Source organism: Gordonia humi (genome assembly GCF_014197435.1).
Lineage (GTDB): Bacteria > Actinomycetota > Actinomycetes > Mycobacteriales > Mycobacteriaceae > Gordonia > Gordonia humi.
Genome location: NZ_JACIFP010000001.1, coordinates 2,186,714 through 2,211,848 on the forward strand (window position 1 = coordinate 2,186,714; position 25,135 = coordinate 2,211,848).

Consider the following 25,135-nt stretch of genomic DNA (forward strand, 5'->3'; position numbering starts at 1 on the left):
TGTGGGCCTCTTTCTGCAAAATACTCTACAACTAGCTTTAAATTCGTCAAGTAAATGTCACATAATTAGGGTGACCTAACCTGCTTGACCTGCGCGAATGTGATGTAGGCAATGTTCTACATGTAGGTCGAGAGACCTACATGTGTTGTCGAAAGTCCCGAGTTGTGCCGCCCGAGTGGGCCTCATCTGTCGGGCGGTTCGACCGGCGGGGGGTCTTGATCGGCGCGGTGGCCCGGGGTGTGGACCGGCTACACGCGCTGCGCGGCCTGCGCTTGCAGCTCGTCCCAGTGGGCCTGGGCGCGACGATGCCACTGTGCGTGGCGGTCGTGGAAGACCGACGCGGCGCGGGGGCCGGGCCATTCGTGGTCGAGGAGTTCGCGCGGCAGGTCGGGGTCCAGGAACGGGAACCGTCGCCACTCCTGAACCAGTTCCACCTGGGCGGCGAACGCGTCGGACTGGCTGTCGGCTCGGCGCTCGGAGAAGCCGTCGAGGAACTCGATGTAGCGCGACTCGACGTCGGCGAGGTCCCAGGCGGATGCGACGAGAGTGTTCTCGTCGCCGATGCCCGCGGTCTCGCCGATCCACGACAACGTCTGGCCTCCCAGTCCCAGGTCGTCGATGACGCGTCGCACCTCCTCGGCCTTGCTGACGTCCGGGGTGATCCACAGTCCGGACTGCGGTGATCCGAGCCCGAGCCAGGTGAATCGGGTGCGGAGGCGATGACGGAGTTTGCGCTGAGTCTCGGGGATCGACACCGCGAGTGTCAACCAGCGTCCGTCCCAGGCGGGCGCGCTGCGCATGAAGCCGTAGATGCGCTCGGTGCCTTCGGTGAGCAGCGTCGTTCCCGAGGCGGTGAGGGCCCATGCGCTGCGTCGTCCGTGGCGTTGCGATTCGAGGAGTCCCTCGGACGACGAGCGCGAGAGCGCCTGGCGTGCGGCTCGCTCTTCGACTCCCTGTAGGGCCAGGGCGTCGAGGATCGTCGCGGTCCAGACCGGCTCCGTGCGGGGGAGGGCGAACTCGCCGAGAATGGTCAGCAGCAGTGACCGGGCGCTCGCCGAGCCGACCTCGCGTCGGCGGCTCAGCGGGTGGGAGCCTTCGGGCACGTGCTCCTCCAATCGGTCCTCGATACGATGTCACTCGCTGCGGATCACTGTATCGCCAGCGTGCGGCGGTGATCGTGTCGGTCGACACGATGTATTCGAGCGGCCGGTTCAGAGGCTGACGGCGTACCGCGTCTTGTATGACGGTTTCACCACCATACCGCTGAAGTTACGTGTCATTAACTGTCGTCTTGACGATGGTTCCGGACTTCCTGTCGACTACCTTCGGTTTTTTCGTCTACAAAAGATTGACGAATCATACGAACAATGTAGTGTTCAACCCACTCTGCAGCGCTTGCGAGTTCTCTCACTCCCTCTTCTCCGGAAGGAATCCCAATGAGTTCATCGACCCGTTCTGTCGGACTCGCCGATACGATCGGCGATCCGGGAGGTGCCGCCCTCTTCACATTCGGACTGGCCCTCACCTGGGTGTTCTTCGCCGAAGTCGTCGATCACGCCGCGTCGGGGGCCCTCGTCTTCGGTCTTCTCGTCGGCGGTCTCGGTCAGACTCTGGGCGGTGTCATCGCCATCATCCGCAAGGACAACTACCTCGGGAATCTGTTGATCACGTACGGACTCTGGCTGATCGGCTTCCACCTGCTGTCGATCCACGAAATGGGGTCGCCGGCGGCGCGAGGATTCTGGTCCTTCGCGCTCGTCGTACCATCGTTGTTTCTGCTGGTGCCCGCGATCCGGATGCGTGCCGTCGCGATCATCCTCGCGTTCGTCTTCCTCATCGCCCTGGAGCTGTTTCTCGGTTTCGCGATGCTCAACGGAGACATCGCCTGGCTCGGAAAGGCCGTCGGCTGGTCGGCATTGGCGTCGGCCGTGCCGATCTACTACCTGGGGTACGAACGACTGATGGGGGCGGTGACGCCCGAGCCCTCCGCGGACGGAGTGCCCGCGTGACGAGGGCGGACAGCCGTCATGCGGCCGCACGGTGACCAGATATGGAACCGGGCCCGGTGGGCGAGGAATCCTCGCGTACCGGGCCCGGGGTTCGGGGCCGCGAAACCGTCAGCGGTAGACGGACTTGAGGTTCTGGTACGCAGCGAGCCCTTCGGGGCCGAGTTCGCGCCCCATGCCGGAGTGCTTCACGCCGCCGAACGGGGCGATCGGGTCGGGGATGTAGCGGTTGATGCCGATGGTTCCGGTCCGCACGCCGGCCGCGACGCGCTGTGCACGTTCGGGATCGGAGCTCCAGACGGTGCCGCCGAGTCCGTAGTCGGAGTCGTTGGCGATGGCGACCGCGTCGGCGTCGTCGTTGTAACCGATCACCGAGAGCACCGGACCGAAGATCTCTTCGCGTGAGATGACGGCGGTGTTGTCGATGTCGGCGAACACCGTCGGCTGTACGAACCAGCCGTCCTCGTGGTCGGCGGGACGTCCGCCGCCGGTGGTGATGCGGCCGCCGTCGGCCTTGCCCTTGGCGATGTAACTCTCGACGCGGTCGCGGTGGCGCGAGGTGGCCATCGGTCCGATCTGGGTGTTCGGGTCGAGCGAGTCGCCGATCGCCATCGACGACGCGAACGCGGTCAGAGTGTCGACCACTTCGTCGTACCGCGAACGCGGTGCGAGGACGCGAGTGCCGAGGAAGCAGGTCTGACCGTTGTTGGCCAGTGTCGCTACGAACAGGTCGTTGCCGATCTGCGCGAGGTCGAGTTCGGCGTCGTCGAGCACGATTGTCGCCGACTTGCCGCCGAGTTCGAGTGTCACGGGACGCAGAAGCCGTCCACAGGTCTCGGCGATCGAGATTCCCGCCGCGGTGGAACCGGTGAAGGCGACCTTGTCGACGCCGGGATGCGAGACGAGGTGCGCGCCGACCTCGCGGCCCGCGGGAACGAAGTTGACCACACCGGCGGGCAGGCCCGCGGCTTCGGCGGCCTCGGCGACGACGTACGAGTCGAGGACGGTCTCCGGCGACGGCTTGATCACCATGGTGCAGCCGGCGGCGAGAGCGGGCGCGAACTTGAACGAGGCGAGGGTCTGCGGGAAGTTCCACGGGACGATGGCGCCGACCACGCCGATCGGTTCGCGGCGCACTTCGACGGTGCCGCCGAACATGCCGTCGCGGACGTCGACGCCCTGGTTCTCGATGAGGTCGGCGTAGTAGCGGAGCAGCATCGCCGGGTAGACGGCCTCGAGTTGGCCGGCCACCGAGATGGGCATGCCGTTCTGTGCGGAGACGAGAGCGGTGAGCCGATCCTTGCGTGAATCCAGCTCATCGGCGAATCGGCGCAGGTGACCGGCGCGGACCGACGGTTCCAGACCCGACCAGATCGACGGATCGTCGAATGCCCGGCGCGCCGCCCCGACTGCGGCGTCGATGTCGGCGTTCACCCCGTCGGGCACGCTGCCGATGTGCTGTCCGGTGTTCGGGGAGACGACGTCGATGCGCGCACCGCCGTGCGGGGCGACCCATTGTCCGCCGATGTAGAGGGTGTCGTGGGTCAGGCCTTCGGCCGGGATGAGGGTGTCGGTCATGAAGCTCACTCCTGGGGTGATGACGGTCACGGTTCGGTGATGCAGCCATCGTCACACCGTTCGAGGGCCCGTAACTGTCCGAGAGTCCGGACAGCGTGGGTCTCACGCTTCGATGCCGAGCGCGCGGATCCGCGCGTACAGGGTGCTACGGCTGACGTCGAGTTCACGCGCCGCGTGGACCTTGTTGCCGCGACAGCGGTCCAGGACGTCGACGATGGCGTCGCGTTCGGAGCGCTCCCGGACCGACAGGGTCGACGTCTTCGACGACTGTCGATACTGCGCGGGCAGATCGGCGACGTCGACGTGGTGCGGCGAGCCCCGGTCGGCGGCGTGGGTGCGAGCCGCGTCGAGAGCGCGATCGAGTTCGGTGAGGTTGGCAGGCCAGTCGTGTGCCATGAGAGCGTCGATCGCACCGGGGCTGCACGTCGTGTCCGGCCCGATGAAGTGCGCGGCCAGAGCCGCGATGCGGTTGGTGCGGTGTCGGACGGGAGCCAGGACCGCGCGGTCGTCGCACAGGGAGACGACGGAGGCGACCTCCGGTCGCAGATGTGCGGTGGGGCCGCTGACCAGAACGACGGGGACCTGGCGGTCGACCATCAACTGTCGGACCACCGACAGATCGGTGCCGGCGAGCAGGTCGACTCCGTCGACGATCACCGCGCCGCGGTCGGACCGTGCGCGGGCGGCGACGCTAGGCAGATCGAGCCGTTCGCCTGCGGCGATACGGCGCGGTATGTCGACGTGCTGAGTCTGGAGACCACTCGTCGCCGCGGCGGCGTATGTGGTCCTACCCGTGCCCGACTCCCCGGATACGGCCAACGACCGCGCGTGCAGCGCACTCCCGGAATCGAACGACGGCGCGTCGAAGAGGACGGGCGATCGACCGTGGGCGGCCGATCCGCGAGGCACCGGGTGATGCGACGGCGCCGCTGGAATCAGGGTGAACACGGCAGCGTTCGGTGCGCCCGGCACGCGGGTGCCGGCGACCGAGACCGGGAGCCCGGCGGCGGTGAGCATCTCCTCGGGTAGTGTGCCAGCGCCGACGGCGAACGCCTTCAATGCGCCGAGGTCGGATTGGTCGAGCAGGGCCGTCGCGAGATCGTTGGTGAGACAGACGTCGTCGCCGACGCCGACGACCGCCACGTCGCGCCGCGTACAGGTCCGGTGGAACGCGTCGAGAACGGCGCGGTGTGACGCACGGGTGGTGTCGAGCAGGCGAGAGGTGATGTCGGAGACGAGTCGTTCGACATACGAGCGGAACAACGGATTCACCGTTCCGGCGACCTCTGTCATGCACAGGATGCCCTCCAGACGACGTGTCGTCGGATGCACGATCGGCTCGCCGTGACAGCTCAGGTGCTTGTACAGCTCGAGGAAGTGTTCGTCGCCGTTCACCGTGATGGAGCTGCGTGTCTCCACCGGCGTGCCGAGCGCGGTGGTGCCGACCGCGTCCTCGCCCATATGCGATCCGCGGACGGCGCCGGTGGAGTCGATGCTCCGCTCGACGTGTGCGCCGCCGTACACGCCGGCGATGATCCGCGACTCGGCGTCGGTGAGCAGCAGGGCCAGTCCGGTGTCGACGAGCTGGGTGGACGCCGCGTCGAGGACCGGTCGCGCGGCACGCAGAACGGGGTCGCAGGCACTGAAGTCCTCGTCGACCGTCATATCGGGGACGAGGCTGGGGATCAGTCCGTTGACGGTGGACCGGCGCCACGAGGTGTCGATCTCGGGGCGCAGGGGATGGGTTCCGATGGAGATCGCACACCTCCTCTGCGTAACGACAGTTAAATGTCATATTTTCATGTCGGGGTGCGGGGCGTGACGAAACGGTGGGATGCGTTGCCGTCAGTCCTGTTCCATCGACCCCACCTATGACGACCGACCCGACATCGAGTTCGTCCACGTCGACGTCACCTCCGCCGATTCGGTGAACGCGCTCGTCGCACAGGTCGTCGAGACGCACGGACACCTCGACATCGTGATGAACAACGCGGGCACCGAGATCGAGAAGTCCGTCCCCGACACCTCCGAGAAGGAGTGGGACTTCGTGATGGACGTGAACGTCAAGGGTGTGTTCCTGATGTCGAAGGCCGCCGTGCTGCAACTGACACGCTGCATCGCGCTCGACCACGGCCACGAGGGCATGCGCGCCGTCGCGATCTGCCCGGGTTACGTCCGCACCGACATGACCGAGCAGTACTTCGAGAGCCAGGCCGATCCGGCCGCGGTCCGCGCCGGCATGACCGGCAAGATGCCGCTCAACAACCGCCTGGCCGAACCGTCGGACATCGCGTCGATGGCCGCGTTCCTGGCCAGCGACGACGCGTCGTACCTGTCGGGTCAGGCATACGTCGTCGACGGTGCGCTGTCGGCCGGTCGCGCCTTCGAGTGGCACTGACGGCACACGATCACATAGTCGCGCGGCGCGACTCCATCGGTCAGGTGGGGAGCATCAGGTCACGGACTGCCCGTTGGTGGCGAGGCCTGGGTCGAGCGGACACGATCAGGCCCCTCCTGAATCTCGTACCGTGCGGACACGTCCTCCGCCCAGGGCGCGCCAGTCGTCGAGAGACATGAGGCGGTGGGGTACGGCGGTCGCGGGGCGAGTGTGAGCCGATCCGGCGGGGTGCCCACGTGCGTCGTCCACAGTGGCGAAGACAGCTGTGGGGGACTCGGCCCTACCGCTCCTTCGACCGTACGCGGATACCGCTGACCGGGACGTTCACGGTGCCCGACGGGTCGGTGAAGAAGTCGTTGCCCTTGTCGTCGACGACGATGAAGGCGGGGAAGTTCTCGACGTCGATCTTCCACACGGCTTCCATGCCGAGCTCGGGGTACTCGATGATCTCCTGGCTCTTGATGCAGTCGAGCGCCAGACGAGCCGCGGGACCGCCGATGGAGCCGAGGTAGAAGCCGCCGTGCGCATCGCAGGCGTTGGTGACCTGCTTGGATCGGTTGCCCTTGGCGAGCATCACCATCGAGCCGCCCGCGGCCTGGAACTGTTCGACGTAGCTGTCCATGCGGCCGGCCGTCGTCGGGCCGAACGAACCGGACGCCATGCCCTCCGGGGTCTTGGCCGGTCCGGCGTAGTAGACGGGGTGGTTCTTCAGATATTCGGGCATCGGCTCGCCCGCGTCGAGACGCTCCTTGATCTTGGCGTGCGCGATGTCACGGGCGACGACCAGTGGGCCGGTCAGCGACAGGCGCGTCTTGACCGGGTGCTTGCTGAGCTCTTCGAGGATCTCGGGCATCGGACGGTTCAAATCGATCTCGACCACCTCGCCGCCCGCGATGTCCTCGGCGACGCCCGCATCCGGCATGTACTGCGCCGGATCGGTCTCGAGTTGTTCGAGGAACACGCCGTCGGCGGTGATCTTGCCGAGTGCCTGGCGGTCGGCCGAGCAGGAGACGGCGATCGCCACGGGCAGCGACGCGCCGTGGCGGGGGAGGCGGATCGCGCGGACGTCGTGGCAGAAGTACTTACCGCCGAACTGGGCGCCGATGCCGAACGACTGGGTGAGCTTGAAGATCTCCTCTTCGAGCTCCGGATCGCGGAAGCCGTGGCCGGTCATGTCGCCCTCGGTGGGCAGATTGTCGAGGTAGTGCGCCGACGCCAGCTTCGCGGTCTTGAGCGCGAACTCGGCGGAGGTGCCGCCGATGACCACGGCCAGGTGGTACGGCGGGCACGCCGCGGTGCCCAGCGAACGGATCTTCTCGTCCAGGTACTCGAGCAGGCGTTTCGGATTCAGGATGGCCTTGGTCTCCTGGAACAGGAACGACTTGTTGGCCGAGCCGCCGCCCTTGGCCATGAAGAGGAACTTGTACTCGGGCCCCTTCGGCCCCTGCTCGGTCGCGTAGATCTCGACCTGCGCGGGCAGGTTGGTGCCGGTGTTGCGCTCCTCGTACACGGTGATCGGAGCGTTCTGCGAGTACCGCAGATTGAGCTTGGTGTACGCGTCGTACACGCCGCGCGAGACCCACTCGCCGTCTTCGACGCCGGTCAGAACACCCTCGCTCTTCTTGCCCATGACGATCGCGGTGCCGGTGTCCTGACACATCGGCAGCACGCCGCCCGCCGAGATGTTGACGTTCTTGAGCAGGTCGAGGGCGACGAAGCGATCGTTGCCCGAGGCCTCCGGGTCGTCGATGATCTTGCGCAGCTGCCGCAGGTGAGCCGGCCGCAGGTAGTGGCTGATGTCGTGCATCGCCTCGGCGGTCAGGGTCTGGATCGCCTTCGGATCGACCTTCAGGAACTTCTGGCCGTCGACCTCGAGAGTGGAGACACCGTCGGTGGTGACCAGGCGATAGGGCGTGTCGTCCTGATTCGCCGGGAGAAGGTCGGAGTAGAGGAATTCGGGGGCTGCTGACTCGCTCACGCACCGAATAGTAGCCACCGCGCAAGCATCGGTGCGGGTAAGGATGACCTATGTTCTCGGGGCCGCTCGTCGAGTGTACGGCCCCGGGGAAGTTCGCCGAGTCGGTCAGCTGACCGGCATCTCGATGTGGTCGGCCGGATGATCGCGCAGGCCGCCGTCGGTCGCCAGAAACGCCGACGCGGACTCGTACGCCTTCGCCATGAGTTCATCGGCCAGGCTGAAGTCGAGGGCCCCGACGGTCAGCGGACACGGTGGCGGGATGACGACGAGTTCGGCGCCGGCGTCGTACTCGCGGATGTCGCGGATCAGGCGCTTGTGGATCAGCAGGGTCATGGTGTGCAGCAGGGTGGACGCGACATTGGTCGGCGGCTCGACGTCGCCGCACTGGTACCCGCACGGCAGCACGTAGATCCGGTCGACTCCCGCATCGACGGCGTCGGAGATCGGGGTGTTGTCGGCGATGCCGCCGTCGATCAGCTTGCGGCCGTTCCATTCGACGGGTGGCAGCAGTCCGGGGATGGCTGCGCTGGCCAGGATCGCGTCGATCGCCGGTCCGGAGTCGATACGGACGTCGCCGCCGGTCAGCAGATCCGTGGCGACCACCGACAGGGGGATGCGGGTCGCCGCGATGTCGGTGAATGTGAGGTGTCTTTGCAGGAGGCTGCGCAGACCGTGGTCGCCGACGATCGCGTCTTCTCGGCCCGACAACGCTCCGATGATTCGGATCGGGTTGGGCGGGAACAGCTTCCAAGCGCGGAGTGGGCGCCACACGTCGGCGAGGTCGGCTACGGTCCGGGCGTCGAAGCCGCGCCCGGCGATGTACGCCGCGTTGAATGCGCCGACCGACGCGCCGATGAGGACGTCGGGGCGCACGCCGCGCTCGACGAGCGCGCGCAGCATGCCGACCTGCAGGGCCCCGAGATTGGCTCCACCCGACAACACGAACGCGATTCTCACGGATGCACCGCCGCCATACGGGTGAACGCCTCGGTGAGGATCGCCTGCGAGGTCGCCAGGTTCACGCGGACGTGTCCGCCTCCGCCGTCGCCGAACACGTGACCCGAGCTCAGCGCGACGCGGCACTGATCGAGGAACGCCTTCGCAGGACCGGCGAGATCGCCGACCGCGCCGGGCTCCGCGGCGTCGTCGAATCCCAGTGGGCGGCAGTCGAGCCACGCCAGATAGGTGCCTTCGGGCGGTTGGTATCCCACGGCTGGGAGATGCTCGATCATCAGGCGTGCGACCAGTTCCCGGTTCGAGGCCAGGCCGACGAGCAGCGCGTCGAGCCAGTCCTCACCGTCGCTGTAGGCGACGGTGTGCGCGAGGACGCCGAGGTGACTGGGGCCGTGGCTCACCTCCTCGGGCATGCGACGCAGATCGTCGACGGCGGCCGCTCCAGGCACCGCGAGCGCGGCCTTGACCCCGGGCAGATTCCACGCCTTCGACGCCGAGGTGACCGCGACGGCCGTGTCGTCGAGGGAGAGGTACGGCGTGAACCGTGCGCCGTCGAGAACGAGTGGGGCGTGGATCTCGTCGGCGACCACCCGCACGCCGTACTCGCGAGCCAACGCGGCGACGGCGGTCAGCTCGTCGACCGTGTGCACCGCTCCGGTCGGATTGTGCGGGTTGGCGAGGAGGAACGCCGGTCTGCCGCCGGTGGTTCGCGCCCGGGAGAACGCCGTCTCCAGTGAGGCGAGATCGATGCGCCCGGTCGAGGACAGTCGCGCGCCGATCACGCGACGATCGGCGTGCTCGGTGAACGCGAAGAACGGTGGATACACCGGAGTGTTCACGACGACGGCGTCGCCCGGGTCGGTCACCAGCTTGAGGACCTCGACGATCCCCATCATCACGTCGGGCACGAGTTGCGCGGTGTCGACGTCGATCCCGTCCCAGCCCCAGCGTCGCTGCGCGAATCCGGCCAGCGCGCGAGCGTAGTCGCGTGCGCCGGAGGGATACCCGGTGTCGCCCCGGTCGAGCGCGGACCGCAGGGCCGCCGTGATCGGCGCCGCCGGCATCACATCCATCTCGGCGACCCACAGCGGCAGCACGTCCGGCGGATACGCCCGCCACTTCATGCTCGTCCGCCGCCGGAGGTCGTCGACCGTGAGCTGTTCGAGTGGATTGTCGACGGTGACCATGGCCTCAGACTAGCGGGGTCGCGGGCAGTCCGACGTCCACTCGGTGGTGGGTGAGATCATGCAGCGCGTACGCGGCCAGCGAGGTCGCGGTGAACACTGCGCCGTCCCCGCGCAGCCCTTCACGCGTCCACTGGTCGTCGGCGACGGACCGGTACGCGTCGGCGAATGCCGCCGCGTTCGCTTCCATATCGTCGGCCACCGTCGAGGGATCCTGGTCCGCGTAGTCGGCGGACGCCTCGTCCTGATCCCAGTTCGCGAAGTGTGCGGGCTGCCGGGCGAGCATCGACTCCAGACGTTCGCGCATCACCGCGTGCACATCGCGGACGTGACAGGCGTACTCGACCGGCGACCAGGTGTGGTCGTTCGGCCGCACAGTCGCGCCCGGTCGGGCGATGACCTCGCGCCACCCGGCCGTCGACGCCGAGATGCGTCCGGCGACCTCCGAGTGGACCAGACCGCCCGGATCGAATCCGCAGAACGCACAGCGCCGGGTCGTGACCCAGGTCCAGTCCTTGTCCTCCGGGGCGATCGCCATGAACTCAAGATTACGACGATGTCGGGTACTGAGTGGACGTCCGTCGATTGAACGACGGTACGGTCACTCCTGAGGGATCGGTCACGATAGTCCCGGTGTCAGGTCGGAGCACGAAGGAGTGGACATGAGTCGATCGGTCGCCGTCGCCGCGGGATGCGTGCTGGTGGTCGTCGCGGCGACCGTCGCCGGGTGCGCGCCTGCCGGTGCTGATATCGACGGGCGCCGAGACTATTCGGCTCCGCTGCCGTCACCGTGCGAGCTCGCCGACACCGAGTCGCTCGCATTCCTCACCGGTGAGTTCGCGCAGCAGATGGCGCAGCCGTTCACCTTCGACCACGTCGACTGCGACGGTCTCGTCGCGACCGCGTACACGGTGCCCGACGGCGTGACACCTCCCGCGGCCGTGCGTTTCGAATACTCGACCGGCATGTGGCGGCCGATCGCGGTGGCGCCCGCCTGATCGAGTCGTGACGCGATGTCCCTCCTATGGGGGATGTCCGACGAGATCTCGGGTCCGACCATCGGGTCATGACTGAGAATCCATCTGTACGGCGTCCCGTCCGCAGCGTCGCGATCGTCCTACTCGGCCTCGTCTGCGCGTATTTCGTGATCCGTGCGGTCGCCGAACCGTTCTTTCTCGATTCGTACGAGACCGCTTGGGGCGGTCCGTCGCTCGTCGGCGTGCTCGCCGTCCACATGCTGCCGGGGGTGGTCGGCCTCGGCATCCTGATCTGCATGTATCGGAGACGGGTCTGGCGCGCGTGAAGAATCCGGCACTCCAAACCGGACCGGGCACGGTTTGCAGTGCCGAAGATCTCTGCGGCGATCGCGCCGTACGCTCGACGGCGTGGACATCCCCGTCGAACTGGCTTCGCAACGCCGTCTCGGCGACGATTGGGCCGACTGGCTCGACCGACTGCCCCGCTTGACCGACGATCTCCTCGACGCGTGGCGGCTCACGCCGGACGGCGAACCGATGCACGGACACGCGTCGCTGGTGATTCCGGTGACCGGCGCCGACGGCGACGCGGTCCTCAAGATCGGCTTCGACTCGCCGGACACCGCACAGGAACACCTCGCGCTCCAGCACTGGGCGGGCGACGGTGCCGTGGCGATGCACCGGGCAGATCCGCGGCATCACGCGTTGCTGCTGGAACGCCTCCACCCGCAGGACCTGACGCGGGAGTGGGACGTCCAGGCGTGCCAGATCGTCGCCGACCTGTACGGCCGGTTGCACAAGCCGGCACCGAATCGACTGGCGACGTTGAGCTCTCGTCTGCGCGGCTGGCTCGACGCGCTCGAATGCGACGTCGCCGATCTGCCGATGCCGCCGCGGCTGGTGGAGCAGGCCGTCGCGCGCGGGTGGGCGTTCGTCGACGACCCGGGCACCGACGGCACCATGATCCACGGCGACCTCCACTACGAGAACGTTCTCGCCGCCGATCGCGAGCCGTGGCTGGCGATCGATCCGCAGCCGATGTCGGGCGATCCGCACTACGAGGTCGCTCCGCTGCTGTGGAACCGATGGGACGAGATGGAGGGCTATCTGCGCGGGTCCATCCAGACCCGGTTCCACGCGACCGTCGAGGCGGCCGGGTTCGACGACGACCGCGCCCGGGACTGGGTGATCGTCCGCATGGTGCTGAACGCGCACTGGACCGTCGAGGACGCGAAACGTCTCGGGCGCGGGCTCACCGACGACGAGCGGACGTGGATCACCACATGCGTCAGCGTCGCGAAGGGCGTGCAGCGATGATCAGTTCTGTCGCGGCAGCAGCTCGGCGGCGAACCGGTCGACGAACCGATCCACCGCCCGACCGTCGGCGGGCAACACCACGAACTTGCTCAGGCCGGCGTCCAGATAGCCGTCGATGAGACGGTGCAGATCGGCCCAACCGCCTGCGACCAGCTCCGCGGGATCGACGCCGGGTCGCTGGCGGGTGACGGCGGTCGCGAGATCGTCCGGCACCCCGTTCTCGGCGAGCAGCAGGGTGAGTCCGAAGTGATCGTCGTCGATCGTGCGGCCCGCGGCGTCGGCCTCGGCGTGGATCGTCGCGACGGCCGTCGCGGCCTCCGCGGGCGTCACGAAGCTGCCGAGCCAGCCGTCGCCGTATCGGCCGACGCGTCGGAACGCGGCGCGGACACGGCCGCCCACCCAGACGTCCAACGGGCGCGTCGGTCGCAGTCCGACGCGCGCGCCGTGCACCGTGAAGAACTCGCCGTCGAAGTCGACGTCGTCGTCGTGCAGGACGGCGCGGAGCAGGCGCAACGATTCGTCGAAGACGTCGCCGCGCCGCCCGGAGACGGGGAACAGCTCGCGTTCGGCCGGGGTCGCCGCCTGCAACCCGAACACGGGCAGGACGCGCTTGGGCGCCAACGCGGCCAACGATGCGAGCTGCTCGGCCACCAGCACCGGATGCCGACCGGGAAGGATCGCGACCGATGTGCCGACCTTCAGCCGCGCCGTCCGAGCGAGAGCGAACGCCATGCCGACGGTCGGGTCGACGGTGGGGCCGTACACGGTCTCGGAGAACCAGAGCGAGTCGATTCCGGTGTCTTCGAGCAGGTCGACCAGGTCGGCGAGCCGATCGGGGCCGCTGCGCGGTCCGACGCCGATTCCGAACCGCACCTTCTTCGTCATGGGCGAACTCTATCGCCGCCGGAAGTCGATCGGCAGACCGTCGGCGGGGGTGGGGCCGGTGCCGTACTCGAGGTCGAGCTCGTAGTCGTCGGGGACCGACCATTCGAAGTTCAACAGCAGCTGGTGCATGATCGACTTCACCTCCATGCCGCCGAAGTACAGGCCGATGCACTTGTGCGCGCCGCCGCCGAACGGACACCAGGCGAACCGGTGCACCTTGTCCTCACGACGCTCGGGGGAGAAGCGCCCGGGGTCGAACTTCGTCGGTTCGGGCCACCACTCCTCGCGGAGCATCGTCGCCCACGGGTGGATCGCGACGAGCGTGCCCTTGGGGATGTAGTGGCCGAGGACCTCGGTGTCCTTGATCGATTTGCGGAACAGCATCCCGACCGGCGCGTTGAGGCGCAGGGTCTCCTTGAACGCCAGGTCGAGACTGGGGAGCGCGTCCAGATCGTCGTATGCGAGGGTCGGTGTGCCCAGCGCGATCGACTCCGCGCGCAGCCGCTCCTGCCACTCCGGATGGCGACCCAGGTAGTGCGTCATCATCGACAGCGCGATGGTGCTCGTGTCGTGGGCCGCCATCATCACGAAGATCATGTGGTTGACGACGTCCTCGTCGCTGAAGGTGTTGCCCTCGTCGTCCTCGCTGTGACACAGGACGGTGAACAGATCCTCGGCGTCGCCGGCCCGGCGGGCCGGGATCTCCGAACGGAAGTACTTCTGCAGGAGTTCGCGCCCGCGAAGTCCGCGCGCCCAGGTGAAGTTGCCGACGTCACGGCGGATGATGGCCTGCCCGCCGCGGACCGCGGCCTCGAAGGCCTGCTCGAGCTCGTGGTTCTCCTCCCGCGAGAGCGATGATCCGACGAACACCTCCGAGGCCAGCGACAGGAGCAGCTCTTTGGTCCTGGAGTACATGGGGAAGGCGTCGCCGACCTTCCATTCGGCCAGCGACGACTCGATGTGCGGAGTCATCAGATCGAGGTAGCCCTCCAACCTCGGTCGCGAGAACGCCTGCTGCATGATGCGACGGTGGTGCATGTGCTCTCCGAAGTCGAGCAGCATGATGCCGCGTCGGAAGAACGGGCCGATCATCAGTTCCCAGCCCTTCTCGCTGGAGAAGGCCTTGTCGCGGTTCATCCACGCGGCTTCGACGGCATCCGGTCCGACGAGGGTCACCAGATTCATGCCGAGCGCGCTCGACCACGACACCGGGCCGTACTTCTCGAACCGCTTCATCGTGCCGTCGAGCGGGTCCACCAGCGATTCGATGGTGGTGCCGACCAACGGCATGCCAGGGTTGCCCATCACCGGTTTGAGCCCGGATCCCGCGGGCGGCGCCGCCAGGACCGTATCCGAACTGGGATACGCGGCCGTCGCCTTGGCCAGTACCTTCTGCATTGTCTTGGTCGCCGTCGTGGTCAATTCCGCCGTACTGGGAACCGGCATGGCTGCCTCCGCAATCGTCCGCTGAGTCATCTGACGTTGGAACATAAACTCAGTTATGTTCCAACGTCAAGGTTAGTCCGAATGTGACGGAGAAGCCATGGATTGCGCGGATTGCCTGCGTGAGCGTGCCGCCAGGACCTCGGTCGCGACATAGTCGGGGTAGATGTTCCGGCGTGGCGCGACGGCGTCGACCAGCCGCAGCCGCCGTGCGTAGCGTTCCAGAACGCGGCGGTCCGAGCTCGACGCGGTGATTCCCAGATGTGCGGCGGCCACCGGATGCTGCATCGCGCGGACGGCCGGAGTCGGCAGGTCCTTGAAGAACCACGTGTCCGGGCGGAGCAACTGCTCGCGGTACCACTGGTAGCCGGGGTCGGGGTCGAGGCATGTGGCCAGGGCGTCGTCGAAGTACTCGTAGAACTCGCCGAGTGTGGCGGGCATCGGACGCTCGGAGATCCCGTAGCGGCGATACCATTCGCACGTCTCGAGGTAGAGCCGTCCTCGACTCTCGTGGTCGAGGGGTGTGAAGAAGTGCTCGACGCAGGCGAACAGGGCGTCGACGTACGTCGCATGCTCGAAGAAGAAGATCTCCGGATTCAGCGCGTGATACCGCGTTCCGTTCCGAAGGCGGCCGGTGAACTCGTCGTGGCTGTACCGGATCAGCCGTACCTCGTCGAAGTCGGATTGATACGCCGACCGGATGATGCACGGGGCGGTCCGCTGCTTGTGCACGAACACCCGATTGCGAACCATCGAGAACTCGTGGGTGGCCGTCGCGATGGCCGGGTGCAGCATCTGCAGTGAGACCGCCCGGCAGATCGACATGACGAATCGTCTGTCACCCAGGTACCTCCAGATCAGCGAGTCGGCATCGAGGCGGACGTCGACGCTCACATCAACGGCCGTCCCAGGCGGGCGCGCAACCGGGTGTCCCACAGCAGTGCCGTGAACATCAGTTGGGACAGCCACCGTGGTTTGCGGCGCTCCTTGCGTACCGCCGCGGCGACGTAGTCGTCGAACCACGCCTGATCCTCGGCGGTCCACTCCACACGCAGAGCGTCGCGGAACTCCGGGGGCAGGAAGCCGATGGTGCGGCGGTATTTGATCGGGCCGAACCGGCGCGCGATCGAATCGCTCGCGTAACCGAAGTTCGCGATGTCGAGCAGGAAGTCGCGCACCTCGTCGCTGATGTCGATCTTCGCGACGCGATCGTTCCAGTACACGGTGAACGCGTCGCGGTCGGCGGGCCAGTGTTCCGCGGGCATCTGCAACGTGGTGCCGAGTACCTTGCCCTGCTGGTAGAAGGTGTCGCGGGTGTGCGCCGGGATCGGGCCGTGAACGCGCTCGTAGATGTCCTCCCATCCGTAGTACAGGCAGGCGGCGACCCATAGCTGCAGATCGGCGCGCATCGCGTTGTATTCGACGGGGCTGTCGTCGGTGGAGCGGACCTGTGCGTGCTGGCGGTTCACCGCGCGACGGTACCGTCGCCGGTCGTCCGCGTTGCCGAACACCGCGACAGCCAGGTACGACGCGGTGGTGCGCGCCCGCTTGATCGGGTGCGTGTCGAGTCGACCGTTCTCCACGGGACTGCGGGCCACGCCGTAGCCGATCGCCGGATCGGCCAACTGCATGATCACGTTCGATGTCGACATCAGTGATCCCATCGACAGCAGCGACCTGCCGAACACGCTCGCATCCATCGCGTCGAGTTCGGCGCGGCTCATCTTGTTCGACTGTGCGTCGTCGAGTTGCTCGTCCCGTGCGGTCACGCGACCCTCCCTATCTGAATACATTTGTATTCAGATTAGCGGAGGGGGTGACCGGTGACCACAGTGGGAATGCGCGTGCGCGACGATGTTCTCTGAACAAGGGGCGTGCACGGACCCCGGGCGAGAGGATCGTTCCCATGGCGAAGACGATGTCGGCCACCGATCGGGTGCTGGAGGCGGCCGATGGAGCAGGACTCGGACCGTGGTCGGAGTCCGACGAGATCAATGTCGGTGACAACGACGCGACGATGCCGATCTTCGGTGTGGGGCTGCTCGTCGGATGCAGCGCGTGGTTCCTGGTACCGCTCGGGGTGGCCGGATGGCTGCTGCGCGAATCGCACCCGGTCGTCGGCTGGGTGATGCTCGCCGTCGCGGTCGTCCTGTCGGCACTCGGCCTTCTCGTCTTCGGCGGGGCGCTCGTGCGGGGTCTCACCGAGCGACGTGACGGAAAGCTGCTCCTGCACGAATTCGCCGACGGACTCGTCCTGGAGAGGACTGGAGGCCGGGTGTACGCGGTGCGCTACGACGAGACCGACGCCGAACTGTTCAAGTACGAGAACCGAGGCACGGACGAGACGAACCGCTGGATCGACTGGATGGTCCTGCTTCGATTCCCGGACGGGACGTCGACCACTGTGCGCGGTATGCACCGCACCCATGCGTTGCAGCGACGTCTGGCGCAGCGCTGCGGGACCGAGCTCGCGGGTACGACGATCACCGTGAGCGAAGCGGTCGACCTGCGCCACGCCCACCGGTGGCTCTGAACGGTCGCCCGGAACCGCCGGTCAGTGCATCGTGACCGGCGTGTCGCCCGGAACCTCGGTCTCGATCTGCTCTTCGGTGTTCGTCGGGCGGCGCACCAGCAAGGAGAGCACGACGGCGAGGACTCCGAAGCCCGCACCCCAGTAGAACGCCTGGTGGATACCGTGCGCCATGGACTGCACCGGATCGTTCCCGGCGAGCGCGTACGACGCGCTCGCCCGTGTCATCACAGTGATGAACAGGGCGGTGCCCGCGGCGCCTGCGAGCTGCTGCAGCGTGTTCTGGATGGCGCTGGCGTGTGAGTACATCATCGGGGGGACGGAGCCGAGGGCCGAGGTCATCAGCGGTGTCATCATGGTGCCCAGGCCGAGGCTGAGGACCACATGGATGCCGACGATCTTCCACTCCTGGTTCGTGAACATCCAGAACTCGCCGGTCACGGCGTCAGCCTTCAGCGTGGTCAGCAGGATGAGGGCGACGGTCACCAGGATCGCCCCCGGGGTGACCAGCGGACGCGGCCCGACCTTGTCGTAGAGTGCACCGACGAACGGCGCGATCAGACCCATCACCAGACCGCCCGGCAGCAGGACCAGGCCGGTGTCCATCGGGCTGGCGTGCCAGACGTTCTGCATGAACAGCGGCAGCAGCATCAATGCGCCGAAGAGGGCGGCCATCGCGACCAGCAGAATGGCGATGCCGACGGTGAACGTCCGCGTGGCGAACGGCCGCAGATCGAGCAGGGCCGAGTCGGTCGTCTGCAGCGAGAGCTGGCGCCACACGAACAGTGCGAGGGCGACGGCGCCGATGACGATCGGCACCCACGGCGGCACCGGAGTGTCGCCGGCCGCGGCCTCGCCGAGGCTGTTGAGGCCGTAGATCAGGCCGGCGAACGCGATGACGGACAGGAGCACCGAGGCGATGTCGAACGGCGCCTTCCGGGGCGTGGTGATGTTCCGGACGAAGATCAGCCCCAGGACCAGGGCCAGTCCGGCGATCGGCAACATCACGTAGAACAGCCAGCGCCACTCGAGATGGTTGAGGATCCAACCGGCCAGGGTCGGACCGACCGCCGGTGCGACGGCGATGACGATCGAGATGAAGCCCATGACGGTGCCGCGCTTCTGCTCGGGGATGAACGTCAGCACGGTGGTGATCATCAGCGGGATCATCACCGCGGTGCCCGAGGCCTGGACCACGCGGCCGGTCACCAGGAGGATGAAGTTCGGGGACACCGCGGCGAGTGCGGTACCTGCCGTGAACAGCACCATCGCGGTGATGAACACCGAGCGCGTCGAGAACCGCTGGAGAATGAAGCCCGTCGTCGGAATCACCACGGCCATCGTCAACATGAACGCGGTGGTCAGCCATTGGGCGGTGCTCGCGACGATGTTCAAATCCTGCATGAGGACCGGAATCGCCACGGCCATCGTCGTCTCGTTCAAGATCATGACGAACGTGGCGACCAAGAGGAGGACGATGACGATGTTCACCGACTTCGGTGGCGGCGGTGTGGGCGTTGCCGCTTCGGAGGAGCGGTCGTCGACACTCACTTCGGTGTCCTTTCGGGCGGTGGGGCCCGATCGAGAGCATGTGATGCGGGCGATACCGCTCTAGGTTCCTGGGTTTAGACACCGAGTGTCAACCGATTTCTCACGCAGACGAGTCGGACGTGGCCGCGGAGTCGGGTCGACGGCGAGCCTCGAGTCGCCGTGTCCGGCCTGAGTTTCGGGACGGGCTACTGCGTCACGGCTGCAGCAGCACCTTGCCGAGTGCGCGTCGCTGGTCGAGTTCGAGGAGTGCCTCCGTCGCGTTCTCGAGTGGGTGGACCGTCGAGATGACCGGGTTCAACGCGCCCGACGCGAGGTGCGGTGCGAGCGCGTCCCACTCCGTGCGGACGTGGCCCGGCTTGCTCAGGGCGTAGGCGCCCCAGCCGACGCCGATCGCCGAGATGTTGTTCAGCAGCAGTCGATTGACCTTGACCTCGGGGATCGAACCGCCGGTGAAGCCGATGACCAGCAGTCGTCCGGTCTCGGCGAGGCAGCGCAGCGAGTCGGTGAAGCGGTCGCCGCCGACCGGATCGACCACGATGTCGACCTTGCCGCCCACGGCGTCCTTGAATCCGTCGGCGAGAACGTACTCGTCGGCGCCCGCGGCGACGGCGATCGCGCCCTTCTCGTCGGTCGAGGTGACGGCGACGACGCGGCTCGCGCCGAAGGCCTTCGCGACCTGGATCGACGCCGTGCCGATGCCGCCCGCGGCGCCCTGGACCAGCACGCTCTCGCCCGCCTGCAGGTGGCCGCGTTCGATCAGCGCGAAGTACGCGGTGCCGTAGTTGAAGATGACCGATGCGCCCGCCTCGAACGACACCGAGTCGGGGAGCGGGAACACATACTGTTCGTCGGCGGCGACGATCTCGGCGAAGCCGCCGAGCAGCGGCAGGGCGGCGACCCGGTCGCCCGCGGAGAACTCCGACCCCTCGGGAGCGGAGATCACCTCGCCTGCGACCTCGGATCCCGGGGTGAACGGAAGCTCCGGCTTCATCTGGTACTGGCCGCGCGACTGGAGGAGCTCGGGGAACGAGACTCCGGCAGCGCGGACTCGGATCAGGACCTTGCCGTCGCCCGCGGGCTCCGGCACGTCGAGGAGTTCGACCTTCTCCGGGCCGTCGAGGGACGTGATCTGGACTGCACGCATGGGCCTGACTCTAGCCGGGGCCGCCGACGCCCGCGCGGCAGGTATGCGATCGCTTAGAAATCGATGGTGCCCGGTCGCATTCGAACCGGCACGGTGACACTCGAGGACGCCGACCCTCACATGCTCGAGGAGCTGCCGACACTAGTCGTCATCACAGTGCCACCCGAGTGGCGGCAGAGGCGGCAGCACGATGTCACCGATGTCGTCGGGTACGAGGTGGTGCGCGGCCTGCGGGATGTAATCGCGGATCGGTGTCGGTTCGTAGCGGCCGATGATGATCGGGGCGTCCGGGATGAGTGCTTGGGTGACCGGCTCGAGTGTGTCGCGCAGGTTCGGTGGATCGTTGTCCAGTGGTGTCGACGGCACGATGTGGTTGACCGGCGGTAGGTCGTGCCGACCGGGATCGTGCGGAACGTACTGGTACTCGTGGGCGCCGATCACGTATCCGATGGCGGCGTCGACGGCATGTCCCGGATCGTGGATCGGGTTGCCGACGTTGCAGATGGCGTCGTTGTCGTGGCATACCGACGACGTCGGGATCGGCGAGGCCGGGCGCGGCCCGGTGTGCGTGAATCCCGGTATGACGGATGGAAGTTGTGACATGGCGCCGTCGGCGGCGCGCGGATCGGATACGAGAACGACGTCGACGTCATCGCGCATCAACGGATCGTCGGACCAGTCGTCCCGGACGTTGCCTGCGACGAGTGCGCCCTGGGAGTGCCCGACGACCGTGATGTGCGAGCCGGGGCATTCGGCGCGGAACGCGCGGGCGGCGGTATCGAGGGCGTGTTCGCCGCGGGCGACGGAGTCGTCGCCTCCGACGTCGCCGTCGGGGGCGATCGACCCCGGATAGCGGATTCGGGTCACCGGTCCTTCGCCGATTCCGGGCACATCGATGGAGTCGCCGTTGTCGGTGCCCCCGACCGCGAAGGTCATCGTGTGCGGGCACGTGTCCGCACGGGCCGGCGCGGCGGTGAGGCAGCAGTGGACGAGGAGTCCAACGGCTAGGAGGGCGGCGGGGAGGAGGGATACACGCATGGCTGAATGCCAATTCTGGCGTGCCGCAACCGTACTCGCGAGTCAGTTGCTATGTGAGACGGAGCGGGGCCGCGTGGCCGTGACAGTCCCGCCGGGTCTGGAGAACGTCGTGAACACTCTGACCGGTGCCCCCACAGGGGTTCGAACCCTGACTGTGCGGATTTTAAGTCCGCTGCCTCTGCCAGTTGGGCTATGGGGGCGCGTGACAAGCATGCCAAACGACGACGCATCGCGATCGCGGCGGGCCTCTGCACCTACCGCCGGCGGGTCACGAAGCCCTCACGAGTGGTAGGAACACCTCGTCGACGATGGCTTCGAGCGTCTCGTCGGGGACGGCCTGCAGGTTCATCACCACCTCGTGGCGGAACAGGCTGTACGGCACGGCGCGAACCAGGGGAGTGAGCGTGGCGGGATCGATCTCGCCACGCTCGACGCCGCGGTCGAGGATGTCGTCGATGGCCAGCCGTGCCCGTCGCCCGAGCAGCAGTTCGCGGATCTCGCCGGGCGTCGACCCGGTCTCCGCGTAGTAGCCGCCCAAGCTCGCGCTGAGCAGCACCAGGAAGTTGGATCGCTGTTCGTTGGAACGACGAAGGGCGGCGAGGAGGTCGCCGCGCACGCTGCCGGTGTCCGGCGCGGAGGTGTCCTCGGCGTCGCCGTGATGCCGAATCGTCGCCTTGAGGAGTTCGGCGCGGGTGGCCCAGCGCCGGTACAGGACCGGCCGACTGGTGTCCGCGCGGTCGGCGACCGCCTCGAAGGTGAAGCCCTCGTACCCGCGTTCGGTCAGCTGCTCCCAGGCGGCGTCGAGGATGGCGGCCTCCAACTCTGCTCCGCGTCGCCGCGTCGCCTTCTCCCTACTAAGACTCACTTGCGAATCTTAACTCACGGTCCTATCCTTGCTTCTGGATATAAGATACAGAAGTGAATCTAAAGGGGATGTGATGGCGACGAAGACAGTCAACGATGTGCCTGTCGAGGCCAAACGGGTCGCGTTCGCCGTGGTCGCGGGGCTCACCGCGCCGATCCTCGACACGACGATCGTGACGATCGCGTTCGACGAGCTGACGCGGACCTTCGACGCGGGTGTCGGCACCGTGCAGTGGACGGGCACCGCCTATCTGCTGGCGCTCGCGGTGGCGGTGCCGCTCGCGGGATGGGTGGCGACCCGATTCGGCTCCCGCCGTGCGTGGCAGGCGGGTCTGATGTTGTTCCTCCTCGGCTCGATTCTCTGCGCCTCCGCATGGAACCTGCACGCGCTCATCGCGTTCCGCGTGGTTCAGGGTCTCGGCGCCGGTCTGCTGTTCCCACTGATGACTTCGATTCTCGTCGCGGCCAGTGGAGGTCGTGCCCTCGGACGGTTGGTCGCGATGGTGTCGTTGCCGACCGCCCTCGGACCGATCCTCGGACCGGTCGTCGGCGGCGTCATCCTGCACTGGTTGAACTGGCACTGGATGTTCCTGGTGAACATCCCGGTCTGCCTGGTGGCGCTCGTCATGTCGTGGCGGATCCCCGATGATCGTCGTCCGGATGCGCCTCGCCTGGACTGGATCGGACTCCTGTTGATGGCCCCGGGCCTCGCGGGTCTTCTACTGGGACTGTCGAACGCGTCGGCCGGTATCGCGCGTGCCGACGTGCTGGTGCCGTTCGCGGTGGGCGTGGTGCTGCTGGGTGTGTTCGCGTGGCGGTCCGGTCGCGGCGCGTCGCTCGTCGATGTCGGCATCCTGCGGTTGCGCAACGTCGCGGCGTCGTCGGCGGGACTGTTCTTCTTCAGTCTGGCGAGCTTCGGCGCGATGCTGGCGCTGCCGCTGTACTTCCAGCAGGTGCGCGGCGAGTCGGTACTCGGTGCGGCGCTCATCTTGATTCCGCAGGGCGTCGGTGCCCTGGCCAGTCGAATGCTGGCCGGGCGCCTCACCGACTCGATGGGTGCCCGGTGGGTGGCGGTCGCCGGATTCGCAGTGGTCGCGGTGGCGACCGTTCCGTTCGCGTGCGCCGACGAGACGACCGGCTTCGTGTGGCTCGGCGTATGGCTGCTGGTCCGAGGGCTCGGCCTCGGCATGCTGTTGAGTCCGGTGATGGCGTCGGCGTTCGTCGGCCTCGCCGGGGAGAAGCGGCACGACGCATCGATCGTGAGCCGCGCCTTCCAGCAGGTCGGGGGATCGGTCGGGACGGCGGTCGCCGCGGTCGTGATCACCGCCGGTGTCACGGCGACGGCCGGATTCCGCGACGCGTTCTGGTGGATGACGGCGTTGGCCGTGGTCGGCGGGCTCGCCGCCCTGTGGTTGCCGGGCGTCGAGAAATCTTCGGCACTGTGAACGGGACAGAGTCCGGTCTGGAGTGCCGGATTCTTCCGCGCCGGCGACGACACGCCCGGGAATCGCTGAACGGAACCGGATCGGCCTCCGCCGCGTCTGACCTTGCATGGGGGCAGTTGATCTCACAGCAGTGGCGGTAGCCGAATTCTTGGCCGATCGCGACGGCGTCATATCGACGAATCAGGCGCGCGAGCTCGGCATGTCCGCCGACGAAGTGTATTGGAAGGCGACGTCGGGACTGTGGTCCAAAGAGGCGAAGTCGGTGTATCTGTCGGCGGAACACCGCCTGACCGACATGGCGCGCCTGCGGATCGCGTCGCTGGCGCGGGGCGGGGTAGTCGATCGGGAGTCGGCGGTCTGGCTGCACGGACTGATCGACGATCTCCCGTCACCGGTCACCGTGTCGGTGCCGCGGTCGGCGCACGGGGCGACGTGTTCGGTCCCGGTGAACGTTCGTCGGCGCACATTCGCCACGGAGGACCTCGCCGTCGTCGACGGCATCGAGACCACGGCACTACCGCTGACGATCCTGATCGGCGGTGGACTGTTGCGCGATGGCATAGACATGGTCGACCGCGCCCTTCTGCACAAACGGGTGACCCTCGCGCAACTGCGAGCCGCGGCGGATCGGAATGCGGGCACGAACGGGATGGGTAAGGCCCGCGTCCTTCTGGCGTCGGCCGAAGACGAGTCCGAGTCCGAGCTCGAGCGGATGTTCGTCCGGTTCCTCCGCCGTCGGAAGATCGGCGGATGGCTGCAGCAGCAGTGGATCGGCGGGCGCCGCATCGACTTCGTGTGGCCGGACGAGAACATCGCCGTGCAGCTGCACGGATGGGCCTTCCATCACGCACACAATCAGTGGGAGCGTGACCAACAGACCACCAACATGCTCAGCGGGATCGGTTGGCTGCCGCTCATCTTCACGTGGAAGCGCCTGAAGTTCACGCCTGACGACGTCGAAGCCGAGCTCGCCGGTGCATTCGAGGTGCGGCGGGCGGCGGCGTGAGAAGATCGGGCACTCCAAACGGGACCCAGTCCGGTTTGCGGTGCCGGATTCTCTGCGCCGGAACAACGCGGCGGCGGCGGGCGTTGATTCGGGACGAAACCCACTATCGGAGGCGCCCCATCATGCAGGTCGAGATCTGGACCGACATCAACTGCCCGTTCTGCTACCTCGGGAAGAAGCGGTTCAACGACGCGCTCGCCCAGTTCGCCGACGCCGCCGCGGTACAGGTGACGCACCGCTCGTTCGAACTCGACCCGACCAGCCCGTTGGGCGAGTCGGGCGACGTCGTCGAGCACATCGCGAAGAAGTACGGGCGCACCCTGGAGCAGGCAGCCGAGGGCGAACGCCAGCTCGGCGCGGCCGCCAACGAGGCCGGCCTGGAGTACATCACGTCGGGCCGCGACGGCGGCAACTCCTTCGACATGCACCGTCTCCTGCAGTGGGCGGCCGGGTTCGGTCGCCAAGAGGAGATGCTCGACGCTCTGTACCTGGCCAACTTCGCCGATGAGAAGCCGCTGTTCGGCAGCGACGACCGGCTCGTCGAGGTGGCGGTTGCCGCCGGGTTCGACGAGGCGGCGGTCCGCGACGTCGTCGCCGACAAGACACGCTTCGCCGACGACGTCCGACGTGACGAGGCCCAGGCGCAGGAGTTCGGCGTGCAGGGCGTTCCGTTCTACGTGTTCGACCGCAAGTACGCGGTGTCCGGTGCGCAGCCGGTGGAGCTGTTCACCCAGGCGCTGAACCAGGCGTGGGATGCGCGTCCCGTCGCCCCGCAGGTCCTCAACGCCGACGGAGACGCATGCGGACCGGACGGGTGCGCGGTGCCGCAGGCGTGAT

General features: G+C 67.3%; 24 protein-coding genes and 1 tRNA gene. 9 read left to right on the forward strand and 16 right to left on the reverse strand.

Going from position 1 to position 25,135, the window contains the following annotated elements; genetic code table 11:
- Positions 1–248 precede the first annotated feature (248 nt).
- Positions 249–1,103: a PaaX family transcriptional regulator C-terminal domain-containing protein gene (locus BKA16_RS10000; protein WP_183370510.1), complete on the reverse strand. Its 855-nt coding sequence runs from the start codon at positions 1,101–1,103 to the stop codon at positions 249–251.
- Positions 1,104–1,436: 333 nt separating this feature from the next.
- On the opposite strand from BKA16_RS10000, the gene BKA16_RS10005 reads away from it, so the two are divergent.
- Entirely contained in the window at positions 1,437–2,009 is a 573-nt protein-coding gene (locus BKA16_RS10005) for an acetate uptake transporter family protein (RefSeq protein ID WP_183370511.1), read from the forward strand.
- Between the two features lie 108 nt (positions 2,010–2,117).
- On the opposite strand, the gene BKA16_RS10010 is transcribed toward BKA16_RS10005, so the two are convergent.
- Positions 2,118–3,584, reverse strand: a complete 1,467-nt coding sequence (locus BKA16_RS10010; RefSeq protein WP_183370512.1) for an aldehyde dehydrogenase — start codon at positions 3,582–3,584, stop codon at positions 2,118–2,120.
- Between the two features lie 102 nt (positions 3,585–3,686).
- Positions 3,687–5,249 (reverse strand): helix-turn-helix domain-containing protein, encoded by a 1,563-nt coding sequence (locus tag BKA16_RS10015; RefSeq protein ID WP_183370513.1) that lies wholly within the window; start codon positions 5,247–5,249, stop codon positions 3,687–3,689.
- Between the two features lie 169 nt (positions 5,250–5,418).
- On the opposite strand from BKA16_RS10015, the gene BKA16_RS10020 reads away from it, so the two are divergent.
- Positions 5,419–5,982: an SDR family NAD(P)-dependent oxidoreductase gene (locus tag BKA16_RS10020; RefSeq protein WP_183370514.1), complete on the forward strand. Its 564-nt coding sequence runs from the start codon at positions 5,419–5,421 to the stop codon at positions 5,980–5,982.
- Positions 5,983–6,262: 280 nt separating this feature from the next.
- On the opposite strand, the gene BKA16_RS10025 is transcribed toward BKA16_RS10020, so the two are convergent.
- The 4 genes from BKA16_RS10025 to BKA16_RS10040 form a co-directional block, all read right to left on the reverse strand.
- Positions 6,263–7,960, reverse strand: coding sequence for a FumA C-terminus/TtdB family hydratase beta subunit (locus tag BKA16_RS10025; RefSeq protein WP_183370515.1), 1,698 nt, complete (start codon positions 7,958–7,960; stop codon positions 6,263–6,265).
- 105 nt (positions 7,961–8,065) lie between these two features.
- Positions 8,066–8,917 carry a patatin-like phospholipase family protein gene (locus BKA16_RS10030; RefSeq protein WP_183370516.1) on the reverse strand — a complete coding sequence of 284 codons (852 nt, stop codon included), beginning with the start codon at positions 8,915–8,917 and terminating at the stop codon, positions 8,066–8,068.
- Positions 8,914–10,101 (reverse strand): MalY/PatB family protein, encoded by a 1,188-nt coding sequence (locus BKA16_RS10035; protein ID WP_183370517.1) that lies wholly within the window; start codon positions 10,099–10,101, stop codon positions 8,914–8,916. The genes BKA16_RS10030 and BKA16_RS10035 overlap by 4 nt, the downstream gene beginning before the upstream one ends.
- A gap of 4 nt (positions 10,102–10,105) precedes the next feature.
- Complete coding sequence (locus BKA16_RS10040) at positions 10,106–10,636, reverse strand: DinB family protein (RefSeq protein WP_183370518.1); 531 nt, start codon at positions 10,634–10,636, stop codon at positions 10,106–10,108.
- Positions 10,637–10,760: 124 nt separating this feature from the next.
- Between BKA16_RS10040 and BKA16_RS10045 the strand changes: the two genes are divergently transcribed.
- The 3 genes from BKA16_RS10045 to BKA16_RS10055 all read left to right on the forward strand — a co-directional run bounded on the left by BKA16_RS10045 (position 10,761) and on the right by BKA16_RS10055 (position 12,392).
- Positions 10,761–11,096, forward strand: a complete 336-nt coding sequence (locus tag BKA16_RS10045; protein WP_183370519.1) for a hypothetical protein — start codon at positions 10,761–10,763, stop codon at positions 11,094–11,096.
- A 68-nt stretch (positions 11,097–11,164) separates the two neighbouring features.
- Complete coding sequence (locus BKA16_RS10050; RefSeq protein ID WP_183373251.1) at positions 11,165–11,401, forward strand: hypothetical protein; 237 nt, start codon at positions 11,165–11,167, stop codon at positions 11,399–11,401.
- Between the two features lie 82 nt (positions 11,402–11,483).
- On the forward strand, positions 11,484–12,392 hold the full coding sequence (locus BKA16_RS10055) for an aminoglycoside phosphotransferase family protein (protein WP_183370520.1): 909 nt from the start codon (positions 11,484–11,486) through the stop codon (positions 12,390–12,392).
- Here the strand turns inward: BKA16_RS10055 and BKA16_RS10060 are convergent, their stop codons facing one another.
- The 4 genes from BKA16_RS10060 to BKA16_RS10075 form a co-directional block, all read right to left on the reverse strand.
- Entirely contained in the window at positions 12,393–13,277 is an 885-nt protein-coding gene (locus BKA16_RS10060) for a TIGR03854 family LLM class F420-dependent oxidoreductase (RefSeq protein ID WP_183370521.1), read from the reverse strand.
- Positions 13,278–13,286: 9 nt separating this feature from the next.
- Complete coding sequence (locus BKA16_RS10065) at positions 13,287–14,723, reverse strand: cytochrome P450 (RefSeq protein WP_387996685.1); 1,437 nt, start codon at positions 14,721–14,723, stop codon at positions 13,287–13,289.
- Positions 14,724–14,795: 72 nt separating this feature from the next.
- Entirely contained in the window at positions 14,796–15,614 is an 819-nt protein-coding gene (locus tag BKA16_RS10070) for an oxygenase MpaB family protein (RefSeq protein WP_343067355.1), read from the reverse strand.
- The gene (locus BKA16_RS10075; RefSeq protein ID WP_183372995.1) at positions 15,611–16,444 is read right to left on the reverse strand and encodes an oxygenase MpaB family protein; all 834 of its coding nucleotides are present in this window, start codon (positions 16,442–16,444) and stop codon (positions 15,611–15,613) included. The genes BKA16_RS10070 and BKA16_RS10075 overlap by 4 nt, the downstream gene beginning before the upstream one ends.
- Positions 16,445–16,626: 182 nt before the next feature.
- Here BKA16_RS10075 and BKA16_RS10080 point away from each other — a divergent pair, with 182 nt between their 5' ends.
- On the forward strand, positions 16,627–17,253 hold the full coding sequence (locus tag BKA16_RS10080) for a hypothetical protein (RefSeq protein ID WP_183370522.1): 627 nt from the start codon (positions 16,627–16,629) through the stop codon (positions 17,251–17,253).
- 21 nt (positions 17,254–17,274) lie between these two features.
- Here the strand turns inward: BKA16_RS10080 and BKA16_RS10085 are convergent, their stop codons facing one another.
- The 5 genes from BKA16_RS10085 to BKA16_RS10105 all read right to left on the reverse strand — a co-directional run bounded on the left by BKA16_RS10085 (position 17,275) and on the right by BKA16_RS10105 (position 21,848).
- Positions 17,275–18,801: an MDR family MFS transporter gene (locus BKA16_RS10085; RefSeq protein ID WP_343067356.1), complete on the reverse strand. Its 1,527-nt coding sequence runs from the start codon at positions 18,799–18,801 to the stop codon at positions 17,275–17,277.
- 193 nt (positions 18,802–18,994) lie between these two features.
- Positions 18,995–19,945: an NADPH:quinone oxidoreductase family protein gene (locus BKA16_RS10090; protein ID WP_183370523.1), complete on the reverse strand. Its 951-nt coding sequence runs from the start codon at positions 19,943–19,945 to the stop codon at positions 18,995–18,997.
- A gap of 141 nt (positions 19,946–20,086) precedes the next feature.
- Positions 20,087–20,983, reverse strand: coding sequence for a cutinase family protein (locus BKA16_RS10095; RefSeq protein WP_183370524.1), 897 nt, complete (start codon positions 20,981–20,983; stop codon positions 20,087–20,089).
- 126 nt (positions 20,984–21,109) lie between these two features.
- A tRNA-Leu gene (locus BKA16_RS10100) sits at positions 21,110–21,183 on the reverse strand.
- Positions 21,184–21,251: 68 nt separating this feature from the next.
- Positions 21,252–21,848 carry a TetR/AcrR family transcriptional regulator C-terminal ligand-binding domain-containing protein gene (locus tag BKA16_RS10105; protein WP_183370525.1) on the reverse strand — a complete coding sequence of 199 codons (597 nt, stop codon included), beginning with the start codon at positions 21,846–21,848 and terminating at the stop codon, positions 21,252–21,254.
- 73 nt (positions 21,849–21,921) lie between these two features.
- On the opposite strand from BKA16_RS10105, the gene BKA16_RS10110 reads away from it, so the two are divergent.
- The 3 genes from BKA16_RS10110 to BKA16_RS10120 all read left to right on the forward strand — a co-directional run bounded on the left by BKA16_RS10110 (position 21,922) and on the right by BKA16_RS10120 (position 25,134).
- Positions 21,922–23,292, forward strand: a complete 1,371-nt coding sequence (locus BKA16_RS10110) for a DHA2 family efflux MFS transporter permease subunit (protein ID WP_183370526.1) — start codon at positions 21,922–21,924, stop codon at positions 23,290–23,292.
- A 130-nt stretch (positions 23,293–23,422) separates the two neighbouring features.
- Entirely contained in the window at positions 23,423–24,298 is an 876-nt protein-coding gene (locus BKA16_RS10115) for a DUF559 domain-containing protein (RefSeq protein ID WP_183370527.1), read from the forward strand.
- A gap of 122 nt (positions 24,299–24,420) precedes the next feature.
- The gene (locus tag BKA16_RS10120) at positions 24,421–25,134 is read left to right on the forward strand and encodes a DsbA family oxidoreductase (protein ID WP_183370528.1); all 714 of its coding nucleotides are present in this window, start codon (positions 24,421–24,423) and stop codon (positions 25,132–25,134) included.
- Position 25,135 lies beyond the last annotated feature (1 nt).